The following is an 18,246-nucleotide window of genomic DNA, read 5'->3' on the forward strand; positions in this document are numbered from 1 at the left end:
TGTCCACGCAATCCATTCGCGGCAAACAGAACCAGTCGGTGCGCGATTCGCCTCGTATGCCGGCGCCAAGGCGTCGGACCCGACATATGCAACGGATTTCGGGTCCGACGCTCACTGCAGCAAACGCCACGTCGACCGATCGAAGCGTTGGATCCAGGATGGAGGTTGCCTGATGCTTTGTCTTTTCTCCAGAGATGGACCGTGGCACCGTTTGGTGTTGGCGTCACCATGTCGCTTCGCATGACGGGGCCGCTGGCAGCCATCCTCGGCTTCGGTCTGTTCGGCGTCTTCTGCCTCGCCTTCACCGAAAAGATCCTGCCAATCCCGCCCTCGCATGTGCTGCTGCTGTTCCTCGGCATGACGGCGGCGCCGGATGCTTCGACGCTGGCGATCCTGCTGATGGTGACGACGCTTGCGTCCGCCAGCGGCTGCCTTGTCTGGTTTGCGGTCGGCCGCCGGGTTGGACCTCACCGCGCCGACAGGCTGGTCGAGCGTTTCGGCAAGTACGTGTTCCTGCGCCACGCGACCTACCGCAGGCTCGGCCAGGCCTATCGGCGCAATCACGTCCGGGTGTCCTTGCTGGCGCAGTTCATCCCGACTGTGCGCAATTACCTGCCGATCGCCGCCGGCGCACTCTGCCTGCCCGCTTTGCCCTTCGCGGCCGCGACGCTGCTCGGCGCCACGTTCTGGAACGCGGGCTTTCTCACCACCGGCTATCTGCTGCGCGGCAGCGGCCGGGACTCCTTCACGGTGGGCCTGCGCATCATTGTCATCGTCGTGGCTCTGGAGACGGCATTCATGCTTGCGCTGCGCTATGGCCCCGCATGCCGGCGGCGCATCAAGTTGGCGCTCGGTTGAGCGCCAGCTCTCAGGTCATGGGATAAGCTCTGCAGTCGGCTTTCCTTCGTTCGGCCGCCGGTGTTTAGTCCGGGCATGGCTTTCACCATCCGCCAGCTGCAGTTCTTCATCGCCGTTGCCGAGCAAGGCACGGTCTCGGGCGCCGCCCAGAACCTCTCCATCTCGCAATCGTCGGTCACCGAAGCGATCAAGGAACTCGAAAGCGATCTCGGCGTCGAACTGTTCGAACGCCACCCGCGCGGCCTCAACATCACCCACAAGGGTCACCAGTTCCTGCGCCATGCGACGAAAATCCTCGCCGATGTTTCCGACGCGCGTCGCTCTTTCTCCGGCGAGCAGGCGGTGGCGGCCGGCCGGCTGCAGCTCGGCGTCACCTCGCTGGTCGCCGGCTATGTGCTGTCGGATCTGCTCGCCCGCTACCGCCGTGCCTATCCCGGCGTCGAGGTCTCTGCCATCGAGGACAATGGCGATTATCTCGAACACCTCCTGATCGGCGGCAAGCTCGACATTGCCGTCATGGTCACCTCCAATTTGCGCGACCGCACCGCGTTGCAGTCGGAAATCCTCGAAGTCTCGGCCTATCGGCTGTGGCTGCCGCTCGGTCATCCGCTCGTCGGCGCCGACATCATCAGCATTGGCGACATTGCCTCCGAAACGCTGATCATGCTGACCGTCGACGAGATCGAGGAGAATACCGGCAAGCTGCTGACGGCGATCGGCGCCAAGCCGCATGTCGCCTTCCGCACCCGTTCCGTGGAGGCCGTGCGCAGTCTGGTCGCCACCGGTGCCGGCGTGGCGCTGCTGCCCGATCTCGTCTACCGGCCCTGGTCGCTGGAAGGCGACCGCATCGAATCGCGCGATATTTCCGGCTCCTTGCCGGTGGTTCAGGTCGGCATGGTCTGGCGGCGCGGCTCCGGTCTGCCGCAGGCCGCGCGCGATTTCATCGGTCTTGCCCAGTCGCAACGGACGGTCCGCCAGCGTCCCTGAGAGACCGGCTGCACATCTATCGGAAAAACCGATATCGCCCTTCTGATAAATGAATTTGCGAAACCGGAATTTTCAAAGCACTTTCGGTTCAGGGACCAAAGCCGCCATCAGAGCGGCATCAAGCCCAACGGACGAACTGACAGTTTTCAGTCCGCGCGTGACCCCTAACGAAGACCGAAACCGGCTTTCAGGGTCAGGCGCCTAAATGGGAGATCGACAATGAATTCATTCCTGAAGTCATGCACTGCTCTGACGGTCGCGCTGACCTTTTCCGGTCAGGCCGTCGCCCAGGTCAAGGAACTTGGCAAGGGCGAAGGCCAGGTCAACATCGTTGCCTGGCCGGGCTACATCGAGCGCGGCGAAACCGACAAGGGCTATGACTGGGTGACTTCCTTCGAGAAGGAGACCGGCTGCAAGGTCAACGTCAAGACCGCCAACACCTCCGACGAGATGGTCTCGCTGATGAATGAGGGCGGCTTCGACCTCGTCACCGCTTCGGGCGATGCCTCGTTGCGCCTCGTTGCCGGCAAGCGCGTGCAGCCGATCAACACCGATCTCATCCCGAGCTGGAAGACGGTCGACGAGCGCCTCAAGGACGCGCCGTGGTTCACCGTCGGCGGCGCCCACTACGGCGTTCCCTACCAGTGGGGTCCCAACGTCCTGATGTACAACACCGACGTGTTCAAGGAGGCTCCCAAGAGCTGGAACATCGTCTTTGAGGAAATGAAGCTGCCGGACGGCAAGTCCAACAAGGGCCGCGTCCAGGCCTATGACGGGCCGATCCACATTGCGGATGCGGCCAACTATCTGATGTTCCACAAACCGGAACTCGGCATCAAGGATCCCTATGAACTCAACGAGGACCAGTACAAGGCGGCGCTCGAATTGCTGCGCGTCCAACGCACACTGGTTGGCCGCTATTGGCACGACGCCGCCATCCAGGTCGACGATTTCCAGAACGAAGGCGTCGTCGCTTCCGGCTCGTGGCCGTATCAGGTCAACACGCTGGTCGCCGCCAAGAAGCCGGTCGCGTCCACCATCCCGGAGGAGGGCGCCACCGGTTGGGCCGACACCACCATGATGGAGGCCGACGCCGCCAACCCCAACTGTGCCTATATGTGGATGGAACATTCGCTGTCGCCGAAGGTGCAGGGCGATGTCTCAGCCTGGTTCGGCTCACTGCCCGTCGTGCCCGCCGCCTGCAAGGGCAATGAGCTTTTGACCGACGAGGGTTGCAAGACCAATGGCTACGAGAACTTCGACAAGATCAAGTTCTGGAAGACGCCGGTGTCGAAATGCGCCACCCAGAACGATCAGTGCGTGCCCTACTATCGCTGGGTGTCGGACTATATCGGCGTCATCGGCGGACGATGAGCATCCTTACCTCCCCTTGTGGGGAGGGTCGACGCATAGCATCGGGGCGGGGTCTGCTCGGCAGTTCGTGGCAGTGCCTGGCCCTTCGCAAGGCTCAGGCGTTCGAAGCTCGAAAAGCCAAGCAATTGGCTTTTCCTCTGCTATGCGGACCACCTCTCACCCCCACAAGGGGGAGATAGGATGTCGCGCGACATCAACACATCAAACCGGCAACGGACTGACAGCCCATGACCTCCGCCGTCTCCTTCCAGAAAGCCTCGCGCCATTTCGGCAGCGTGCGCGCGGTCGACGCGGTCGATCTCGACATCGCGCCGGGCGAGTTCTTCGCCATGCTCGGGCCGTCTGGTTCCGGCAAGACCACTTGCCTGCGCCTCATCGCCGGCTTCGAGCAGCCGACATCGGGCTCGATCTCGATCTTCGGCGACCGCGCCGAGGGCGTTCCGCCCTATCGCCGCAACGTCAACACCGTGTTCCAGGACTATGCGCTGTTCCCGCATCTGAACGTGCTCGACAATGTTGCCTACGGGCTGATGGTCAAGGGCGTCGGCAAGGCTGAGCGGCACAAGGCGGCGGAAGAGGCGCTGTCACTGGTGCGGCTGCCCGGCTATGGCGCCCGCCGGCCCGGCCAGCTTTCCGGTGGCCAGCGCCAGCGCGTGGCACTGGCCCGCGCGCTGGTCAACCAGCCAAAGGTGCTGCTGCTCGACGAGCCGCTCGGCGCGCTCGACCTCAAATTGCGCGAGAACATGCAGGAGGAGTTGAAGTCGCTGCAGAAGGCGCTCGGCATCACCTTCGTCTTCGTCACTCACGACCAGGGCGAAGCGCTGTCGATGGCCGACCGCGTCGCCGTCTTCAACGATGGCAAGATCATGCAGATCGGCACTCCGGAAGATATCTACCAGCGGCCGAGGACCCGCTTCGTCGCCGATTTCGTCGGCTCCTCCAACGTGCTGCCGCCGGATTTCGTGCAGCGCTATTCCGGCCAGCATCGCTGGGGGAGTCTCCGCCCCGAATCCATTCGCGTCGGCCGCGCGGCCAAGGGGGTCACAAGTGGTGAAGGCGTGTCGGCCCGCCTCGTCTCGACCAATTATCTCGGCGCCACGACAAAGCTGGCGCTCGACGCCGACGGGCTGCGGCTGCACGCCATCGTGCCGGCCGGCATCGCCTTGCCGGCAGAAGGCGAGGCGGTTGTGCTGACCTTCAACCGCGAGCACCTGCATCTGATGGACGAGCCGGCATGAGCCTCGACGCCGCCATGGTGCGTGCAACGGCCCCCGCCATCCTGCCGGGTAGCGGCGGTCTGCGCGGCGCTCTGTCGGACCTTTTCTGGCGCAAGCCGAAGGTCCTGTTGCTGCTCATGCTGCTGCCTCCGGTTTTGTGGCTGGGCATCGTCTATATCGGCTCGCTGTTTGCGCTGCTGGCGCAGAGCTTTTTCTCCATCGACGAGTTTTCCGGCCTCATCAACCGCGAGTTCACGCTCAAGACCTATGGCGATCTGTTCCAGGCTGCCAATCTCGACATCATCCTGCGCACGGTGACGATGGCGGCTCTGGTCACGCTGGCCTCGGCCGTCATCGCCTTCCCCATCGCCTACTACGCGGCGCGCTATGCGCGCGGCCGCTGGAAGGCCTTATTCTATCTCGGCATCATGCTGCCACTGTGGTCCAGCTATCTGGTCAAGATCTACGCCTGGAAGCTGATCCTGGCCAAGGAAGGCATCCTCACCTGGCTGCTCGCCAAGCTGCATTTGTTGTGGGTTCTCGACGCTTGGCTGTCGCTGCCGGTCGTCGGCGGCAATTCCCTGTCGGTATCGTTCACCGGCACCTTCATCGTCTTCGTCTATGTCTGGCTGCCGTTCATGATCCTCCCCGTTCAGGCGGCGCTCGAGCGCGTGCCCGGCAATCTGGTCGAGGCCTCGTCCGACCTCGGCGCTTCACCGGGACAGACCTTCCGCAACGTGCTGTTTCCGCTGGCGCTGCCGGGCATCGTCGCCGGTTCGATCTTCACCTTCTCTCTGACGCTCGGCGATTACATCATCCCGCAGATCATCGGCACCTCGCGTCTGTTCATCGGCCAGGCGGTCTATTCGCAGCAAGGCACCGCCGGCAACATCCCGCTCGCCGCCGCCTTCACCGTGGTGCCGATCGTCATCATGGGCTTCTATCTCTGGGGCGCCAAGCGCATGGGGGCCTTCGATGCGCTCTGATGGTTCCCAGTCGGCTCCGCTCGGCCTGAAGATTGCCGCCGCCTGCGGGCTGCTGTTCCTGCACCTGCCGATCCTGCTGATCTTCGTCTATGCCTTCACCACCGAAGAGAAGAGTTTCGTCTGGCCGCCGCCAGGGCTGACGACGCAGTGGTTCGCCGTGACCTGGAACCGGCCAGATGTCTGGCAGGCGCTGTCGCTGTCGGTCAGGGTGGCCGCGATTTCGACGGCGATCGCGCTCATCCTCGGCACGCTCTGTTCGGCGGCGGTGTCGCGGACAAGATTCTTCGGCCGCGAAACCATCTCGCTGCTGGTCATCCTGCCGATCGCGCTGCCCGGCATCATCACCGGCATTGCGCTGCGCTCGGCCTTTTCGCTGGCCGACATCCCGTTCTCGTTCTGGACGATCGTGCTTGGCCACGCCACCTTCTGCGTGGTCGTCGTCTACAACAACGCCGTCGCCCGTTTCCGCCGCACTTCCGGTTCGATGATCGAGGCCTCGATGGATCTCGGCGCCGACGGTTTTCAGACCTTCCGCCATGTCGTGCTGCCCAACATCGCCACGGCGCTGCTTGCCGGCGGCATGCTGGCCTTCGCGCTGTCCTTCGACGAGGTCATCGTCACCACCTTCACCGCCGGCCAGCAGCAGACGCTGCCGATCTGGATGCTGGAAGAACTGATCCGTCCGCGCCAGCGCCCGGTCACCAATGTCGTTGCCATGGTCGTCATGCTGGTGACGTTGCTGCCGATCCTTGCCGCTTATTACCTCACCCGTGACGGCGACCAGATCGCTGGAAGCGGGAAATGAAAAACAGCGAATAGGGAGTAGCGAATAGGGATCATCGACGGTCAAACCCTACTCGCTTTCAGCTACTCGCTACTTCTGTAAAGGGAGAAACCTTATGGACACCCAGATGCTGATCGGCTCGAAATTCGAGAAGGGCACCGAGACCGAGGAGCCGATCCTCAATCCAAAGACCGGGGCGACCATCCTCAACCTGCCCGAGGCCAGCCAGGCGCAGATCGAGGCGGCGGTCACTGCTGCCGAACAGGCGTTCGTCTTGTGGTCGCGCACCACGCCGGCGCAGCGCTCCGGCTATTTGCTGAAGATCGCCGACCGCATCGAAGCCGACGCGAAGGAGTTCGCCACGCTCGAGGCGCTCAACTGCGGCAAGCCGATCAACGCCGTGCTCAATGACGAAATCCCGGCGATCGTCGATTGCTACCGCTTCTTCGCCGGCGCCGTCCGTTCGATGCCGGGCGTCGTCGCTGGCGAATACATTCCCGGCCACACCTCGATGGTCCGTCGCGATGCCATTGGCATCGTCGCTTCCATCGCGCCGTGGAACTATCCGCTGATGATGATGGCCTGGAAGCTGGCGCCGGCGATCGCCGGCGGCAACACCGTCGTCTTCAAACCGTCCGAGCAGACACCGCTGACGGCGCTGAAGCTGGCAAAAATCCTTGCGGACATCCTGCCCGAAGGCGTCGTCAATGTCGTGCTCGGCCGCGGCGACAGCGTCGGCAACACGCTGATCAATCATCCCAAGGTCAACATGATCTCGATCACCGGCGATGTCGCCACCGGCAAGAAGGTGCTGCAGGCGGCCGCCAAGTCGGTCAAGCGCACGCATCTCGAGCTCGGCGGCAAGGCGCCGGTCATCGTCTTCGACGACGCCGACCTCGGCGCCGTGGTCAACGGCCTGCGTGCCTTCGGCTATTACAATGCCGGCCAGGACTGCACCGCCGCCTGCCGCATCTACGCCGGCAAGAAGATCTACGACAAGCTCGTCGCCGATCTCTCCTCGGCCGTCTCGACCATCAAGTACGACCGCCCCGACGATACCGAAAACGAAATCGGCCCGCTGATCTCGCGCCGCCAGCGCGACCGCGTCTCGAGCTTCGTCGAGCGCGCCTCGGAACTGAAACACATCGAGATCACCACCGGCGGCAAGCCGGGCGAGGGCTCCGGCTTCTACTACCAGCCGACCGTCGTCGCCGGCGCGCTGCAGGAAGATGAGATCGTGCGCCGCGAAGTGTTCGGCCCGGTCGTCTCGGTTACTCGTTTTTCGGAAGTCGACGAGGCGGTGAACTGGGCCAATGACAGCGACTACGGCCTGGCGTCATCCGTATGGACCAAGGATGTCTCGCGCGCCATGGCGACGGCCGCCCGCCTGCAATATGGCTGCACCTGGATCAACACCCACTTCATGCTGACCAACGAGATGCCGCATGGCGGGTTGAAGCAGTCCGGCTACGGCAAGGACATGTCGCTCTACGCACTGGAGGATTACACCGCCGTGCGGCATGTGATGGTTGCGCATGGCTAGTTGTGCCTTCTCCCCTTCTTGTGGGAGAAGGTGGATCGGCGCGAGACGGATGAGGGGGTGTTCCAGCTTGACGCCAGCTTACCCCTCACCCGGGTTGCCAACCGATTTGTGAAGGACAAATCGGGGCAATCTTACCTCTCCCACAAGGGGAGAGGTAAGACCGCAGACCACTACTCCACGATGCGATAGATATTCCACAGGCTGGTGCCAGACACGACATAGGGCTCGATCTCCTTGCCCCATTTCGCGTGCGCGTCGATCTTGCCGATCTTGGCGAAGAACGCCTCCAACTGGGCCAGGCTTTCGACCTGGTGATGGGACTCGACCGTCGCCTCCCGCGCGCCGATCGAACCGGTCATGATCTGGAATTCCAGCTCGTCGAGGCCGACCTGTGACCCGATCTCGCGTTCCCATTTCTTCAACAGATCGAGCACGGTCTGCTTGTGTCCGAACTTGGCGTCGATCTGCCATCTGGCGCTGAACATCGTCTTCTCCTCCAGGTTTGCGGCCCAGGCCGCGGTTGATCCACGGTTGTTGATCTACTCGTCCCAGGCCTGCACGACGGTCTGTCTTGCGATCCGACCGTTCTTCAGCTCCAGCATCGCTGCGCAGAACACCTTGGTGCCGTCCGGATAGGCGCAGGCCTGGGTGAAGGCGAGGCTGTCGCCGTCGGCGATGGTGGTGTCGACCTTGTGGGTCATCGCCCGGCTGCAGATGTCGTCCCAGAATGTGGTGATCGCGGCGCGCCCGCGGATTTCACGCGGCTTGCTCGGCGGGTTGTTGCGGTCGATCACCCGCACCAGCGCGTCTTCGGCATAGAAGCTCGACAGCATCTTGCCGTCACGGGTTTCGATCGCCTTCTTGATCGCGGCGCCGTCCACTGTTTGGGTCTTGGTCAGCATTTCATCCTCCATTGGCCCGTCTTCCGACCGGGCGGTTGATGGTCGATGTGCCGTCCGGCGCTCATCGCCGGGCAGTGGTTCTTACTGCGACTTCGCCTTGACGGCCGCGAATACGTCGTCGGTCTGCTTCTTGAAGGTCGTCAGATCGACCTGGCTGCCGTTGAGCATCGTCGACCAATGGCGCACGATGGCGGACATCGCCACCGCCTCCTTGATCTCCTCGTCGCTGGCGCCGTTGAGCTTGGCCGCCTCGGTGTGGAAATAAATGCAGTACTGGCATGGGATCTGCGCCGCGACGGCGAGGCCCAACAGTTCCTTGGTCTTGCCGTCAAGCGCCGTCTTCGGATTGAGCTGCACGCCCTTAATCTCGGCCCAGGCGCCGGCGACGGCCACATCCGGCAGGGTCTTGAACATGTCCGGCACCGAGCCGAGCGTTGCCTCGATGTCCTTGTAGGCGGCCGCCGCGGACGCGTCCTCGGCCTTTGCGGGAGCGATGGCGAACAACGCGCCGACGCTTGCAGCGATCACAAGCAATTTGAGTGTCCGGTTCGACTTCAGCATTTCCTCCTCCGTTCGCAGCACCTTTCCCAGCGACATCCGCCTAGCCTGCGTGGAGAGAATTGATAGCGCTTACCCGCCCATGGCCGCTTCGCCCGAAAGCGCCATGGCTCTCATGGCCCGTGCGGGCCAGGGTGCCTGGCCGAAAACGCCGCCGCCGCCGCCCGCGACGGCAGATCCAGCTTGAGCAGTATGTTGGCGACATGGCGCTTGACCGTGTGTTCGCTCAGCCGCAATTCGGCGGCGATCGCGGCATTGCTCTTGCCGTCGGCGACGAGGCTCACCACCTCGCTTTCGCGCGCCGTCAATGCGGCCGGCTCGGCGGTCTTGGGTTTGGGCCGGCAGGCGGGTTCCAGATGCTGTTCGGACGTCGCATGGACCAGCGCCAGCGGCTGTTCCAGCTCGTCGACACTGATGCGCCCGGCGTCGGTGAAATGCAGGCCCGACCCAGCCGCCAGATCGGCGATCAGACGCGACGCGATAATGTCGCCGCGGCCGGCATGGGCGGCCAGTTGCATTGCCACCCGCGCCGTCGTCCCAACGGGCGGACCGCGCACTTCGATCTCGCCGACATGCGCCCCTTGCGCGCTTGCCACGCCGATTTCCTGCGCCGCCTCGCGCAGCGCTGCCGCGCAGCGTATGGCGCGTGCCGGGCCGTCGAAGCGCGAAATCATCAACTCGCCATGCAGGCCCACAGAGCGCCCGCCATGGCGCCCGACCAGCAGCCGCCAGGTTTCCTGGAAGCGTTGGCTGCGTTCGCTCCACATCCGGTCGCCGAGCCGTGCCGTGTCGTAGATGCGTGTCACCAGCAGTGCGGCCAGCACGCGGTCTACTTCGCCCACGGCGCGTTCGCCGGTCAGGAATTCCTCGATCAGGTCGGCCACCCCATCGACATCGCCGGTCCAGATCGGATGGTCGCGCCCGGGAATCTCGACCAGCCGGGCGCCGGGGATCTTCTGTGCAAGGAAGCGGCTGGCGTCGGGGTCGACCCGCGCATCGTTGCGGCGATGGATTACAAGCGTCGGCGCGCTGATCACGCTCAGGATATGGCGGATGTCGACGTCGGCGTTCATGCGCGCCAGCGCCGCCGCCGCCGTCGGGCTCGCCGACAATCGTTCGAAACGTGCCCACCACTGGGCGAAATGCGCGTCGTCGACCCGGCTCGGCGCGAAATGGGGCAGCATGGCGCCAGTGCCCCAGGCTGTCTCCGCCATCTCGATGAAAGCGTCGAGGCGTTCGGGCGACATCACCCATTTGTGGAAATGCGCATAGCCGCCATAGAGCGCCAGCGCCCGTGTCCGCTCCGGATAGGTGGCGGCGAACAGCATCGCCATCGGCGCGCCTTCGGAGGAGCCGAGCAGCGCCGCACGGCCGCTGCCGGCGGCGTCCATTACCGCGCGCACATCGTCCATCCGCGTCTCGAGACTGGGCAGGTTATGCGCGTCGACACGGTCGGACAGGCCGGTGCCGCGCTTGTCGAACAGGATCAGCCGAGAGAACGCCGAAAGCCGCTTCAAGAGCCTGGTGTAGCCCTCGTCTTCCCAGTGCAGGTCGAGGTTGGAAATGAAGCCCGGCACGAAGACGAGATCGAATGATCCCTGCCCGACCACCTGATAGGCGATCCGCACATCGCCGCTACAGGCGTATCGCGTCTCGATCGGCCTCACGAGATTTCCACCCCGGCCTGACGATTTCTGGTCGTCAAACCATAGCAGAACAGCGCAGATTGCGGCAGCTTAAACTTTAGCGATTGTGAATGTAAGCTGGCGCGGCTTGGCGGCTATTCCTGCGAGGCGGCGACGTCGGCAGGGGAGGGCTTGAGCCCGAGTTTGAGGTCGGCCGCAGCCGGCGTGATCGGTCGCTTGATCCTGGCGGAGGCGGCCACCACCAACTCGTTGAAGTTCCCGGTGCCGTCGTCCAGCATTTCGAAGAACTGCCGCCGCATCCTCGGCTCCCAGAACTTGTTGATGTGCTCGGCGACGCCGGCAATGCCTTCCTCGCGCGGCTTGGAATGGAAGAAGTCGGCGATCTGGTTTGCCATGCGCACCAGCTTCTCGGCAGTGCTCATAATGTGTTCTTCGTCATGCGACATGCTTGGCAACTCCGCAAACCACCCGGTCGGGGTGGGTGAAAATATCAAAATCGTCGCCGCGAACCAGCGCCACCAGCGTCATGCCGGACTCTTGCGCCGTGCGGATGGCAAGGGCGGTCGGCGCCGAGACGGCGATGATGAAGGCCGAACCGATAGAAGCCGTCTTCTGCACCATTTCGACCGAAACCCTGGATGTCACCACGACAGCACCGGATGCGCCCTCGATGCCGGCTTTGGCCAGCGCACCCGCCAGCTTGTCGAGCGCATTGTGACGGCCGACATCTTCGCGCGCCATGACGATGCCCTTACCAGGCACATAGAAGCCGGCGGCGTGCACGGCTCCGGTCTCGGTGTGCAGCGGCTGCACTTTCGACAAAAGCTTGACCGAACGGACAATATCGTTGGCATCAAGCGTAAGCTTTGACACACCAACCGCATCCACCGAACGCATCGCTTCCTCGATCGATTCGATGCCGCAGAGCCCGCAGCCGACCGGACCCGCGAGCCTTCGCCGCCGCGCTTCGAAGCGCGTGTTGGCTCGGTCCTTCAGCCGGATCTGGATGTCGATGCCGGCGCCATGGTCCTCGACCTCGATGGCTTCGATCTCCTCCGGCGCAGCTACAATGCCCTCGGTCAGCGAGAAGCCAAGCGCGAAATCCTCGAAATCGGCCGGGCTTGCCATCATCACCGCATGCGTGGTGCCGGCAAAGGAGAACGCCACCGGCGTCTCTTCCGGCACCATGCGGTTCGCCGTAGCAGTGCCGCTGGCGCGGTGCGCCAGCCGCGATACCTGCGTCGTGGCTTTGCGCCGCGCGCTCAAGACTACTCCGCCGCCTGCAAAGACGCGATGCGCCGGCTCTGCTTGGCTTGCTCGTCATAGTCGCGCTGCCATTCCGACGGCCCATTGGAGGCGCCGACCTGCACCGCCGTCACCTTGTATTCCGGGCAGTTGGTCGCCCAGTCGGAGAAGTCGGTGGTGATCACGTTGGCCTGCGTGTCCGGATGGTGGAACGTCGTGTAGACCACGCCGGGCGACACCCGGTCGGTGATCAGCGCGCGCAGCGTCGTCTCGCCCGAGCGGCTGGTCAGCCGGACCCAGTCGCCGTCGCGCAAGCCGCGGTTCTCGGCATCGTGCGGATGAATCTCCAGCCGGTCCTCCGAGTGCCACATGCTGTTGTCGGTGCGCCTGGTCTGCGCGCCGACATTGTACTGCGACAGGATGCGGCCGGTGGTGAGCAGCAGCGGGAAGCGCGGCCCCGTCCTTTCGTCCGTCGCCACATATTCGGTACGGATGAACTTGCCCTTGCCGCGCACGAACCCGTCGATATGCATGATCGGGGTGCCGAGCGGCGCCTTCTCGTTGCAGGGCCATTGCACGGACCCGACACGGTCGAGCAGCTCGAAGGAGACGCCGGCGAAGCTCGGCGTGGTCATCGCGATCTCGTCCATGATTTCGGAGGGATGCTGATAGTTCCAGTCCAGCCCGATCGCGCGGGCAAGCTCCTGCGTCGCCTCCCAATCGGCGTAGCGCGCCTTCGGCTCAAGAACCTTGCGCACCATGTTGATGCGGCGCTCGGCGTTGGTGAAGGTGCCGTCCTTCTCCAGGAAGGTCGAGCCCGGCAGGAAGACATGGGCGTAGTTCGCCGTCTCGTTGAGGAAGAGGTCGTGCACGACGACGCATTCCATCGCGGCAAGGCCGGCTGCGACATGCTTGGTGTCGGGATCGGACTGCAGAATGTCTTCGCCCTGGATGTAGATGCCCTTGAAGCTGCCGTCGACGGCGGCGTCCAGCATATTGGGGATGCGCAGGCCGGGTTCGTCGTCCAGCTTCACGCCCCACAAGGTCTCGTAGATATCGCGCACGGCTTCGCCGGAGATGTGGCGATAACCGGGCAGCTCGTGCGGGAAGGAACCCATGTCGCAGGAGCCCTGCACGTTGTTCTGGCCGCGCAGCGGGTTCACGCCGACGCCGGGCCGGCCGATGTTGCCGGTGGCCATGGCGAGATTGGCGATTGCCATCACAGTGGTCGAACCCTGGCTGTGTTCCGTCACGCCCAGGCCGTAATAGATGGCACCGTTGCCGCCGGTGGCGTAGAGACGCGCAGCACCGCGGATCAGCTCGGGATCGACGCCGGACAATTTGCCGACGGTTTCGGGGCTGTTTTCCGGCAAGGCGACGAACGATGCCCAATCCTGGAACTCCGTCCAGTCGCAACGTTCGCGGATGAAGGCTTCGTCGAACAAGCCTTCGGTGACGATCACATGCGCCAGCGCCGTCAGCACGGCCACATTGGTGCCGGGCTTCAGCGGCAGGTGGTAATCCGCTTCGATATGGGCCGACTTGACCATCTCGGTGCGGCGCGGATCGAGCACGATCAGCTTGGCGCCCTGGCGCAGCCGCTTCTTGAGCCGCGAGGCGAACACCGGGTGAGCGGAAGCCGGATTGGCGCCGATGATGACGGCGACATCGGTGAAGTCGACGGAATCGAAATCCTGCGTGCCGGCAGACGTGCCATATGTCTGGCCGAGCCCGTAGCCCGTCGGCGAATGGCAGACGCGTGCGCAGGTGTCGACATTGTTGTTGCGGAAACCCTGCCGCACCATCTTCTGGACGAGGTAGGTTTCCTCATTGGTGCAGCGCGACGAGGTGATGCCGCCGATCGCGGTGCGTCCGTACTGGTATTGGATGCGGCGGAATTCCTTGGCGGTATGGGCGATCGCCTCTTCCCAGCTTACTTCGCGCCACGGATCGGTGACCTTTCCGCGGATCATCGGCGACAGGATGCGGTCCTTGTGGGTGGCGTAGCCATAGGCGAAACGGCCCTTCACGCAGGAATGGCCGTGGTTCGCCTTGCCCTCCTTGTAGGGCATCATGCGAACGACTTCGTCACCCTTCACCTCGGCCTTGAACGAGCAGCCGACGCCGCAATAGGCGCAGGTGGTGACGGCCGAGCGCTCCGGCAGGCCCTTGGCAAGCACCGTCTTCTCACGCAGCGCATCGGTCGGGCAGGCCTGGACGCAGGCGCCGCAGGACACGCATTCCGAATCGATGAACGCCTCGTGCATTCCCGCCGAAACCCGGGATTCGAAGCCGCGTCCCTCGATGGTCAGCGCAAACGTGCCCTGCACTTCTTCGCACGCCCGCACGCAGCGCGAGCAGACGATGCATTGCGAGGCATCATAGGTGAAATAGGGGTTGGATTCGTCGCGGGCGATGTAATCGACTGCCAGCGAGCCATGGCCGGGCGCCACGCCACCTTCCGGCTTGACGTGGTTGCGGCCCTCGATGCCGTAGCGGTTCTCGGTCAGGCCGATCGACTTCGCCACCGCGTCGAACTCGCTGGCGCCGGTTCCGGCCTGTTCGTTCCAGCCGGTCGGATGGTCGGAGACATAGAGCTCCATGACGCCACGGCGAATGGCATTGAGCCGCTCGGTCTGCGTGCGCACGATCATGCCTTCGCCGACAGGCGTCGTGCAGGATGCCGGCGTGCCGCCGCGTCCTTCGATCTCCACAAGGCAGACACGGCACGAACCGAAGGAGTCCAGCATGTCGGTGGCGCAGAGCTTCGGGATTTCGACCCCGCCCTCCATCGCGGCACGCATGATCGAGGTGCCTTCCGGCACGGTGATGCTGCGCCCGTCGACGTTCAGCGTGACCTGCTTCTGCGCCTTCGATTGCGGGGTTCCGTAGTCAATCTCTTCGACGAGGGATGGGAAGTCGGCCTTGATGTTCATCTGCCAGCTCCTATTCGGCAGCCACGCGCACGGGCGCGGGCTTGAAGTCGTCGGGGAAATGGGTGATCGAGCTCATCACAGGGTAGGGCGTGAAGCCGCCCAGCGCGCAGAGCGAGCCGAATTTCATGGTGTTGCAGAGGTCGGTGACCAGAGCGAGGTTCTTCTCCGGCTCGATGCCCGCGGCGAGTTTGTCGATGGTCTCGACACCGCGCGTCGAGCCGATGCGGCAGGGCGTGCACTTGCCGCAGCTTTCGATGGCGCAGAACTCCATGGCGAAGCGCGCCTGTTTCAGCATGTCGGCGGTGTCGTCGAACACCACGATACCGGCATGGCCGATCAGCCCGTCCTTGGCCGCGAAGGCTTCATAGTCGAATGGCGTGTCGAACAGCGCGCGCGGGAAATAGGCGCCGAGCGGTCCGCCGACCTGCACTGCCTTGACCGGCCGGCCGGTGGCCGTGCCGCCGCCGATCTCGTCGACGATCTCGCCAAGCGTCATGCCGAAAGCGGCTTCGAACAGCCCCGCAAATTTGACATTGCCGGCGATCTGGACCGGGATCGTGCCGCGCGAGCGGCCCATGCCGAAATCCTTGTAGAAGGCCGCACCCTTGTCCATGATGACAGGCACAGAGGCTAGGCTGATGACGTTGTTGATCACCGTCGGCTTGCCGAACAGCCCCTTATGCGCAGGCAGAGGCGGCTTTGCCCGCACCATGCCGCGCTTGCCCTCGAGCGAATCGAGCAGCGCCGTCTCCTCGCCGCAGACATAGGCGCCGGCGCCGACCCGGATCTCCATGTCGAACGCGTGAGGGGAACCCAGCACGCTGGCGCCAAGAACGCCGGCCTTGCGGGCGATCTCGACGGCCTTGTTCATCGCCGCCACCGCATGCGGATATTCCGAGCGGACATAGACGAAGCCCTTGGTCGCGCCCGTGGCTATACCGGCGATCGTCATGCCTTCGATCAGCACGAAGGGATCGCCCTCCATGATCATGCGGTCGGCGAAGGTGCCGGAGTCGCCTTCATCGGCGTTGCAGACGATGTATTTGCGGTCGCCTGCTGTATCGAGCACCGTCTTCCATTTGATGCCGGTCGGGAAGCCGGCGCCGCCGCGTCCGCGCAGGCCCGATTCGGTCACCTCTGCGACGATGGCGGCAGGCGTCAGCGCCAGCGCGTTCATCAGTCCATTCAACCCGCCATGTTTTTTGTAGGATTCGAGCGACAGCGGATCCGTGACGCCGCAGCGCGCGAAAGTCAGCCGCGTCTGTTTGGCCAGGAAGGGGATCTTGTCCGGCGCGCCCAGCCAGCGTTTATGATGGCCGCCGGTAAGGAAGCCGCTGTCGAACAGGCTTTTGACGTCGGACGGTTTGACCGGCCCGTAGGCGATGCGGCCGTTGGCTGTAGCGACTTCGACCATCGGTTCGAGGAAATAGGCGCCGCGCGAACCATTGCGCACGATCTTGGCTTCGATGCCGCGCTCGGCGAGTTCGCCGGCGATCGCCTTGGCGACCTTTTCGGCGCCAAGCGCCAGCGCACCGGAATCGCCGGGAATGTAGATACGCGGGATCATGAGCGCACCTCTGCAACGATCTCGTCGAGCTTCTCGTCATCGAGCCGTCCGATCACCTCGCCATCGAGCATGGCGGCGGGCGAACAGGCGCACAGGCCGAGACAGTAGACCGGCTCCAGCGTCACCGAACCGTCGCGGGTCGTTTCATGAAAGCCGATGCCCAGCAGTTGCTTCAGCTTGGCGGCGATGGCATCCGACCCCATGGACTGGCAGGATTCCGCCTGGCAGAGCTTCAACACATGCCGGCCTGCCGGATGGCTTCGGTAATCGTGATAGAAGCTGACGACGCCGTGCACCTCGGCCCTGGAAATGTTCAGCGCCTCGGCGATGACCGGCAGCGCATCCTTGGGCACATGGCCGAACTCTTCCTGGATGCCGTGGAGGATCGGCAGCAAAGGGCCTTCGAGCCCCTTCATCTCCTGGATGATCGCGGCCGTGCGCGACGTAATCTCGGTACTTGCAGGCTGCATTGTCATGCAGCGCCCTCCCTATCGTAGCGACCCACGCATATCGGCCAAAGCATCAAGCTGTTTTGGAACAACGACATGCGCGTGCCGCTTTATCGCTAAGTGCTTAAGAAACCAGAGAAAACCTCTGAAATCAATAAAGCGGTTTCGTTGTACGATAGAAATCTTCTATCGTTCCGTGTGACTAACCCTGTCTAGCGGAACGGTTGGCATGGAAATCGTCCGCCAGCGCCATTGCCTCGTCCAGCAGCGCCGAGACCAAAGGTGTGTGCGGTTCGCGCGGTGTCGCCACCAGGCCGACCGTGTGGCTGGCGTCAGGTTCGATGATTGGAATGGCCCGGATCGGTTCGGAAAAGCCGAATGTTTCCGCAAGGTTGAGCGGCATGATCGACGACCATTTGCCGGTGCGGATGTGCGAAAACAGCACGATCATCGAATTGGATTCCAGCGTCGGTCGCACCTGCACGCCGGCTTCGGCCAGATGCTGGTCGATGATGCGGCGGTTCTGCATGTCCGGCGTCAACAGGCACAGCGGCAGGCTTGAGAGCTCCGCCCATGTCACTTTGTCGCGGTCGGAATAGGGATTTCCCATCGCGGTGATCAGTTGGTAGCGCTCGTCATAGAGCGGCACGCTGGTCACCCGCCCCAGCGGCTCGTTGTCGAGATAGGTGATGCCGGCATCGATGTCGAAATTGCCGAGCAGCGACAGCACCTCGATCGAAGTCCGCGACAGCACCGAAAAAGTGACGCCGGGATGCTTTTCGCGAAATGGCGTCGTCAGCCGCGGCAGCATGGCGAGCGCCGTCGGGATGGCGGCGATGCGGATACGGCCCGAAAGTCCGTGGCGCGCCGCGCGCATTTCCTCGCGCATGGTCCTGGTGTCGCCGACGATGCGGCGTGCCCACACCAGCACCTGTTTTCCCTCCGGCGTCAGCCCCTGGAAGCGTGAGCCGCGCAGAACCAGCATGACGCCAAGCTGGCCTTCCAACTGCTTGATGCCGGCCGACAGCGTCGGCTGCGTGACGCCGCACACCTCCGCCGCCCGGCCGAAATGCTCCTCCCTGGCGAGCGCGATGAAGAATTCCAGCTTGTCGATCATGTGATCTTTCCGGTCGTTCGCTGCAAGGTCGGGGAAATTGTGCTCTACCGCAAGCGCCACGCACAATTGCCCTGCAT

Annotated in this window: 16 protein-coding genes and 2 pseudogenes; 7 read left to right on the forward strand and 11 right to left on the reverse strand. The window is 63.7% G+C overall.

The genetic code is table 11. The features are described from left to right. The first annotated feature begins 201 nt into the window (after nucleotides 1-201). The 7 genes from AC0L2D_RS06800 to AC0L2D_RS06830 all read left to right on the forward strand — a co-directional run bounded on the left by AC0L2D_RS06800 (nucleotide 202) and on the right by AC0L2D_RS06830 (nucleotide 7,749). On the forward strand, nucleotides 202-858 hold the full coding sequence (locus AC0L2D_RS06800) for a DedA family protein (RefSeq protein WP_473540652.1): 657 nt from the start codon (nucleotides 202-204) through the stop codon (nucleotides 856-858). Nucleotides 859-933: 75 nt separating this feature from the next. Beyond that, the gene (locus AC0L2D_RS06805; protein ID WP_013528025.1) at nucleotides 934-1,845 is read left to right on the forward strand and encodes a LysR family transcriptional regulator; all 912 of its coding nucleotides are present in this window, start codon (nucleotides 934-936) and stop codon (nucleotides 1,843-1,845) included. A 219-nt stretch (nucleotides 1,846-2,064) separates the two neighbouring features. After that, complete coding sequence (locus tag AC0L2D_RS06810; RefSeq protein WP_013528024.1) at nucleotides 2,065-3,219, forward strand: ABC transporter substrate-binding protein; 1,155 nt, start codon at nucleotides 2,065-2,067, stop codon at nucleotides 3,217-3,219. A 227-nt stretch (nucleotides 3,220-3,446) separates the two neighbouring features. Then, entirely contained in the window at nucleotides 3,447-4,457 is a 1,011-nt protein-coding gene (locus AC0L2D_RS06815) for an ABC transporter ATP-binding protein (RefSeq protein ID WP_013528023.1), read from the forward strand. A 14-nt stretch (nucleotides 4,458-4,471) separates the two neighbouring features. After that, nucleotides 4,472-5,422, forward strand: coding sequence for an ABC transporter permease (locus tag AC0L2D_RS06820; RefSeq protein ID WP_473540785.1), 951 nt, complete (start codon nucleotides 4,472-4,474; stop codon nucleotides 5,420-5,422). After that, nucleotides 5,412-6,227, forward strand: a complete 816-nt coding sequence (locus AC0L2D_RS06825) for an ABC transporter permease (RefSeq protein ID WP_024503371.1) — start codon at nucleotides 5,412-5,414, stop codon at nucleotides 6,225-6,227. Before AC0L2D_RS06820 ends, AC0L2D_RS06825 begins: the two co-directional genes overlap by 11 nt. Nucleotides 6,228-6,321: 94 nt before the next feature. Beyond that, entirely contained in the window at nucleotides 6,322-7,749 is a 1,428-nt protein-coding gene (locus AC0L2D_RS06830; protein WP_013528020.1) for a gamma-aminobutyraldehyde dehydrogenase, read from the forward strand. Nucleotides 7,750-7,919: 170 nt separating this feature from the next. Here AC0L2D_RS06830 and AC0L2D_RS06835 read toward each other — a convergent pair whose 3' ends face one another. From AC0L2D_RS06835 to AC0L2D_RS06885, 11 genes and pseudogenes are all read right to left on the reverse strand, one after another. Next, on the reverse strand, nucleotides 7,920-8,234 hold the full coding sequence (locus tag AC0L2D_RS06835) for a hypothetical protein (RefSeq protein WP_013528019.1): 315 nt from the start codon (nucleotides 8,232-8,234) through the stop codon (nucleotides 7,920-7,922). Between the two features lie 54 nt (nucleotides 8,235-8,288). Next, nucleotides 8,289-8,651, reverse strand: coding sequence for a nuclear transport factor 2 family protein (locus AC0L2D_RS06840; RefSeq protein ID WP_024503372.1), 363 nt, complete (start codon nucleotides 8,649-8,651; stop codon nucleotides 8,289-8,291). Between the two features lie 81 nt (nucleotides 8,652-8,732). Beyond that, the gene (locus AC0L2D_RS06845) at nucleotides 8,733-9,212 is read right to left on the reverse strand and encodes a carboxymuconolactone decarboxylase family protein (RefSeq protein WP_063173537.1); all 480 of its coding nucleotides are present in this window, start codon (nucleotides 9,210-9,212) and stop codon (nucleotides 8,733-8,735) included. Nucleotides 9,213-9,322: 110 nt separating this feature from the next. Then, the gene (locus AC0L2D_RS06850) at nucleotides 9,323-10,876 is read right to left on the reverse strand and encodes an alpha/beta fold hydrolase (protein WP_473540654.1); all 1,554 of its coding nucleotides are present in this window, start codon (nucleotides 10,874-10,876) and stop codon (nucleotides 9,323-9,325) included. Between the two features lie 113 nt (nucleotides 10,877-10,989). Beyond that, nucleotides 10,990-11,301 (reverse strand): formate dehydrogenase subunit delta, encoded by a 312-nt coding sequence (locus AC0L2D_RS06855; RefSeq protein WP_013528015.1) that lies wholly within the window; start codon nucleotides 11,299-11,301, stop codon nucleotides 10,990-10,992. Then, the gene (fdhD, locus tag AC0L2D_RS06860; RefSeq protein WP_127368387.1) at nucleotides 11,291-12,121 is read right to left on the reverse strand and encodes a formate dehydrogenase accessory sulfurtransferase FdhD; all 831 of its coding nucleotides are present in this window, start codon (nucleotides 12,119-12,121) and stop codon (nucleotides 11,291-11,293) included. Before fdhD ends, AC0L2D_RS06855 begins: the two co-directional genes overlap by 11 nt. A 2-nt stretch (nucleotides 12,122-12,123) precedes the next feature. After that, nucleotides 12,124-14,613 (reverse strand): annotated as a pseudogene (fdhF, locus tag AC0L2D_RS06865) (formate dehydrogenase subunit alpha); the annotation flags it as partial. A 59-nt stretch (nucleotides 14,614-14,672) separates the two neighbouring features. Continuing rightward, a pseudogene (locus AC0L2D_RS06870) lies at nucleotides 14,673-15,036 on the reverse strand (2Fe-2S iron-sulfur cluster-binding protein); the annotation flags it as partial. A gap of 10 nt (nucleotides 15,037-15,046) precedes the next feature. Continuing rightward, complete coding sequence (locus AC0L2D_RS06875) at nucleotides 15,047-16,603, reverse strand: formate dehydrogenase beta subunit (RefSeq protein ID WP_013528012.1); 1,557 nt, start codon at nucleotides 16,601-16,603, stop codon at nucleotides 15,047-15,049. Further along, a complete protein-coding gene (locus AC0L2D_RS06880; RefSeq protein WP_023811689.1) occupies nucleotides 16,600-17,079 on the reverse strand; it encodes a formate dehydrogenase subunit gamma in 480 nt (159 codons plus the stop codon). Before AC0L2D_RS06880 ends, AC0L2D_RS06875 begins: the two co-directional genes overlap by 4 nt. A gap of 175 nt (nucleotides 17,080-17,254) precedes the next feature. Next, entirely contained in the window at nucleotides 17,255-18,169 is a 915-nt protein-coding gene (locus AC0L2D_RS06885; RefSeq protein ID WP_013528010.1) for a LysR family transcriptional regulator, read from the reverse strand. Nucleotides 18,170-18,246 lie beyond the last annotated feature (77 nt).

This window comes from Mesorhizobium sp. WSM4833, from assembly GCF_055811095.1.

Coding starts and splice junctions, on each gene's coding strand:
- AC0L2D_RS06805 (WP_013528025.1), top strand. CDS start 934: ATGGCTTTCACCATCCGCCAGCTGCAGTTCTTCATCGCCGTTGCCGAG.
- AC0L2D_RS06810 (WP_013528024.1), top strand. CDS start 2,065: ATGAATTCATTCCTGAAGTCATGCACTGCTCTGACGGTCGCGCTGACC.
- AC0L2D_RS06815 (WP_013528023.1), top strand. CDS start 3,447: ATGACCTCCGCCGTCTCCTTCCAGAAAGCCTCGCGCCATTTCGGCAGC.
- AC0L2D_RS06820 (WP_473540785.1), top strand. CDS start 4,472: ATGGTGCGTGCAACGGCCCCCGCCATCCTGCCGGGTAGCGGCGGTCTG.
- AC0L2D_RS06825 (WP_024503371.1), top strand. CDS start 5,412: ATGCGCTCTGATGGTTCCCAGTCGGCTCCGCTCGGCCTGAAGATTGCC.
- AC0L2D_RS06830 (WP_013528020.1), top strand. CDS start 6,322: ATGGACACCCAGATGCTGATCGGCTCGAAATTCGAGAAGGGCACCGAG.
- AC0L2D_RS06835 (WP_013528019.1), bottom strand. CDS start 8,234: ATGTTCAGCGCCAGATGGCAGATCGACGCCAAGTTCGGACACAAGCAG.
- AC0L2D_RS06840 (WP_024503372.1), bottom strand. CDS start 8,651: ATGCTGACCAAGACCCAAACAGTGGACGGCGCCGCGATCAAGAAGGCG.
- AC0L2D_RS06845 (WP_063173537.1), bottom strand. CDS start 9,212: ATGCTGAAGTCGAACCGGACACTCAAATTGCTTGTGATCGCTGCAAGC.
- AC0L2D_RS06855 (WP_013528015.1), bottom strand. CDS start 11,301: ATGTCGCATGACGAAGAACACATTATGAGCACTGCCGAGAAGCTGGTG.
- AC0L2D_RS06875 (WP_013528012.1), bottom strand. CDS start 16,603: ATGATCCCGCGTATCTACATTCCCGGCGATTCCGGTGCGCTGGCGCTT.
- AC0L2D_RS06880 (WP_023811689.1), bottom strand. CDS start 17,079: ATGACAATGCAGCCTGCAAGTACCGAGATTACGTCGCGCACGGCCGCG.
- AC0L2D_RS06885 (WP_013528010.1), bottom strand. CDS start 18,169: ATGATCGACAAGCTGGAATTCTTCATCGCGCTCGCCAGGGAGGAGCAT.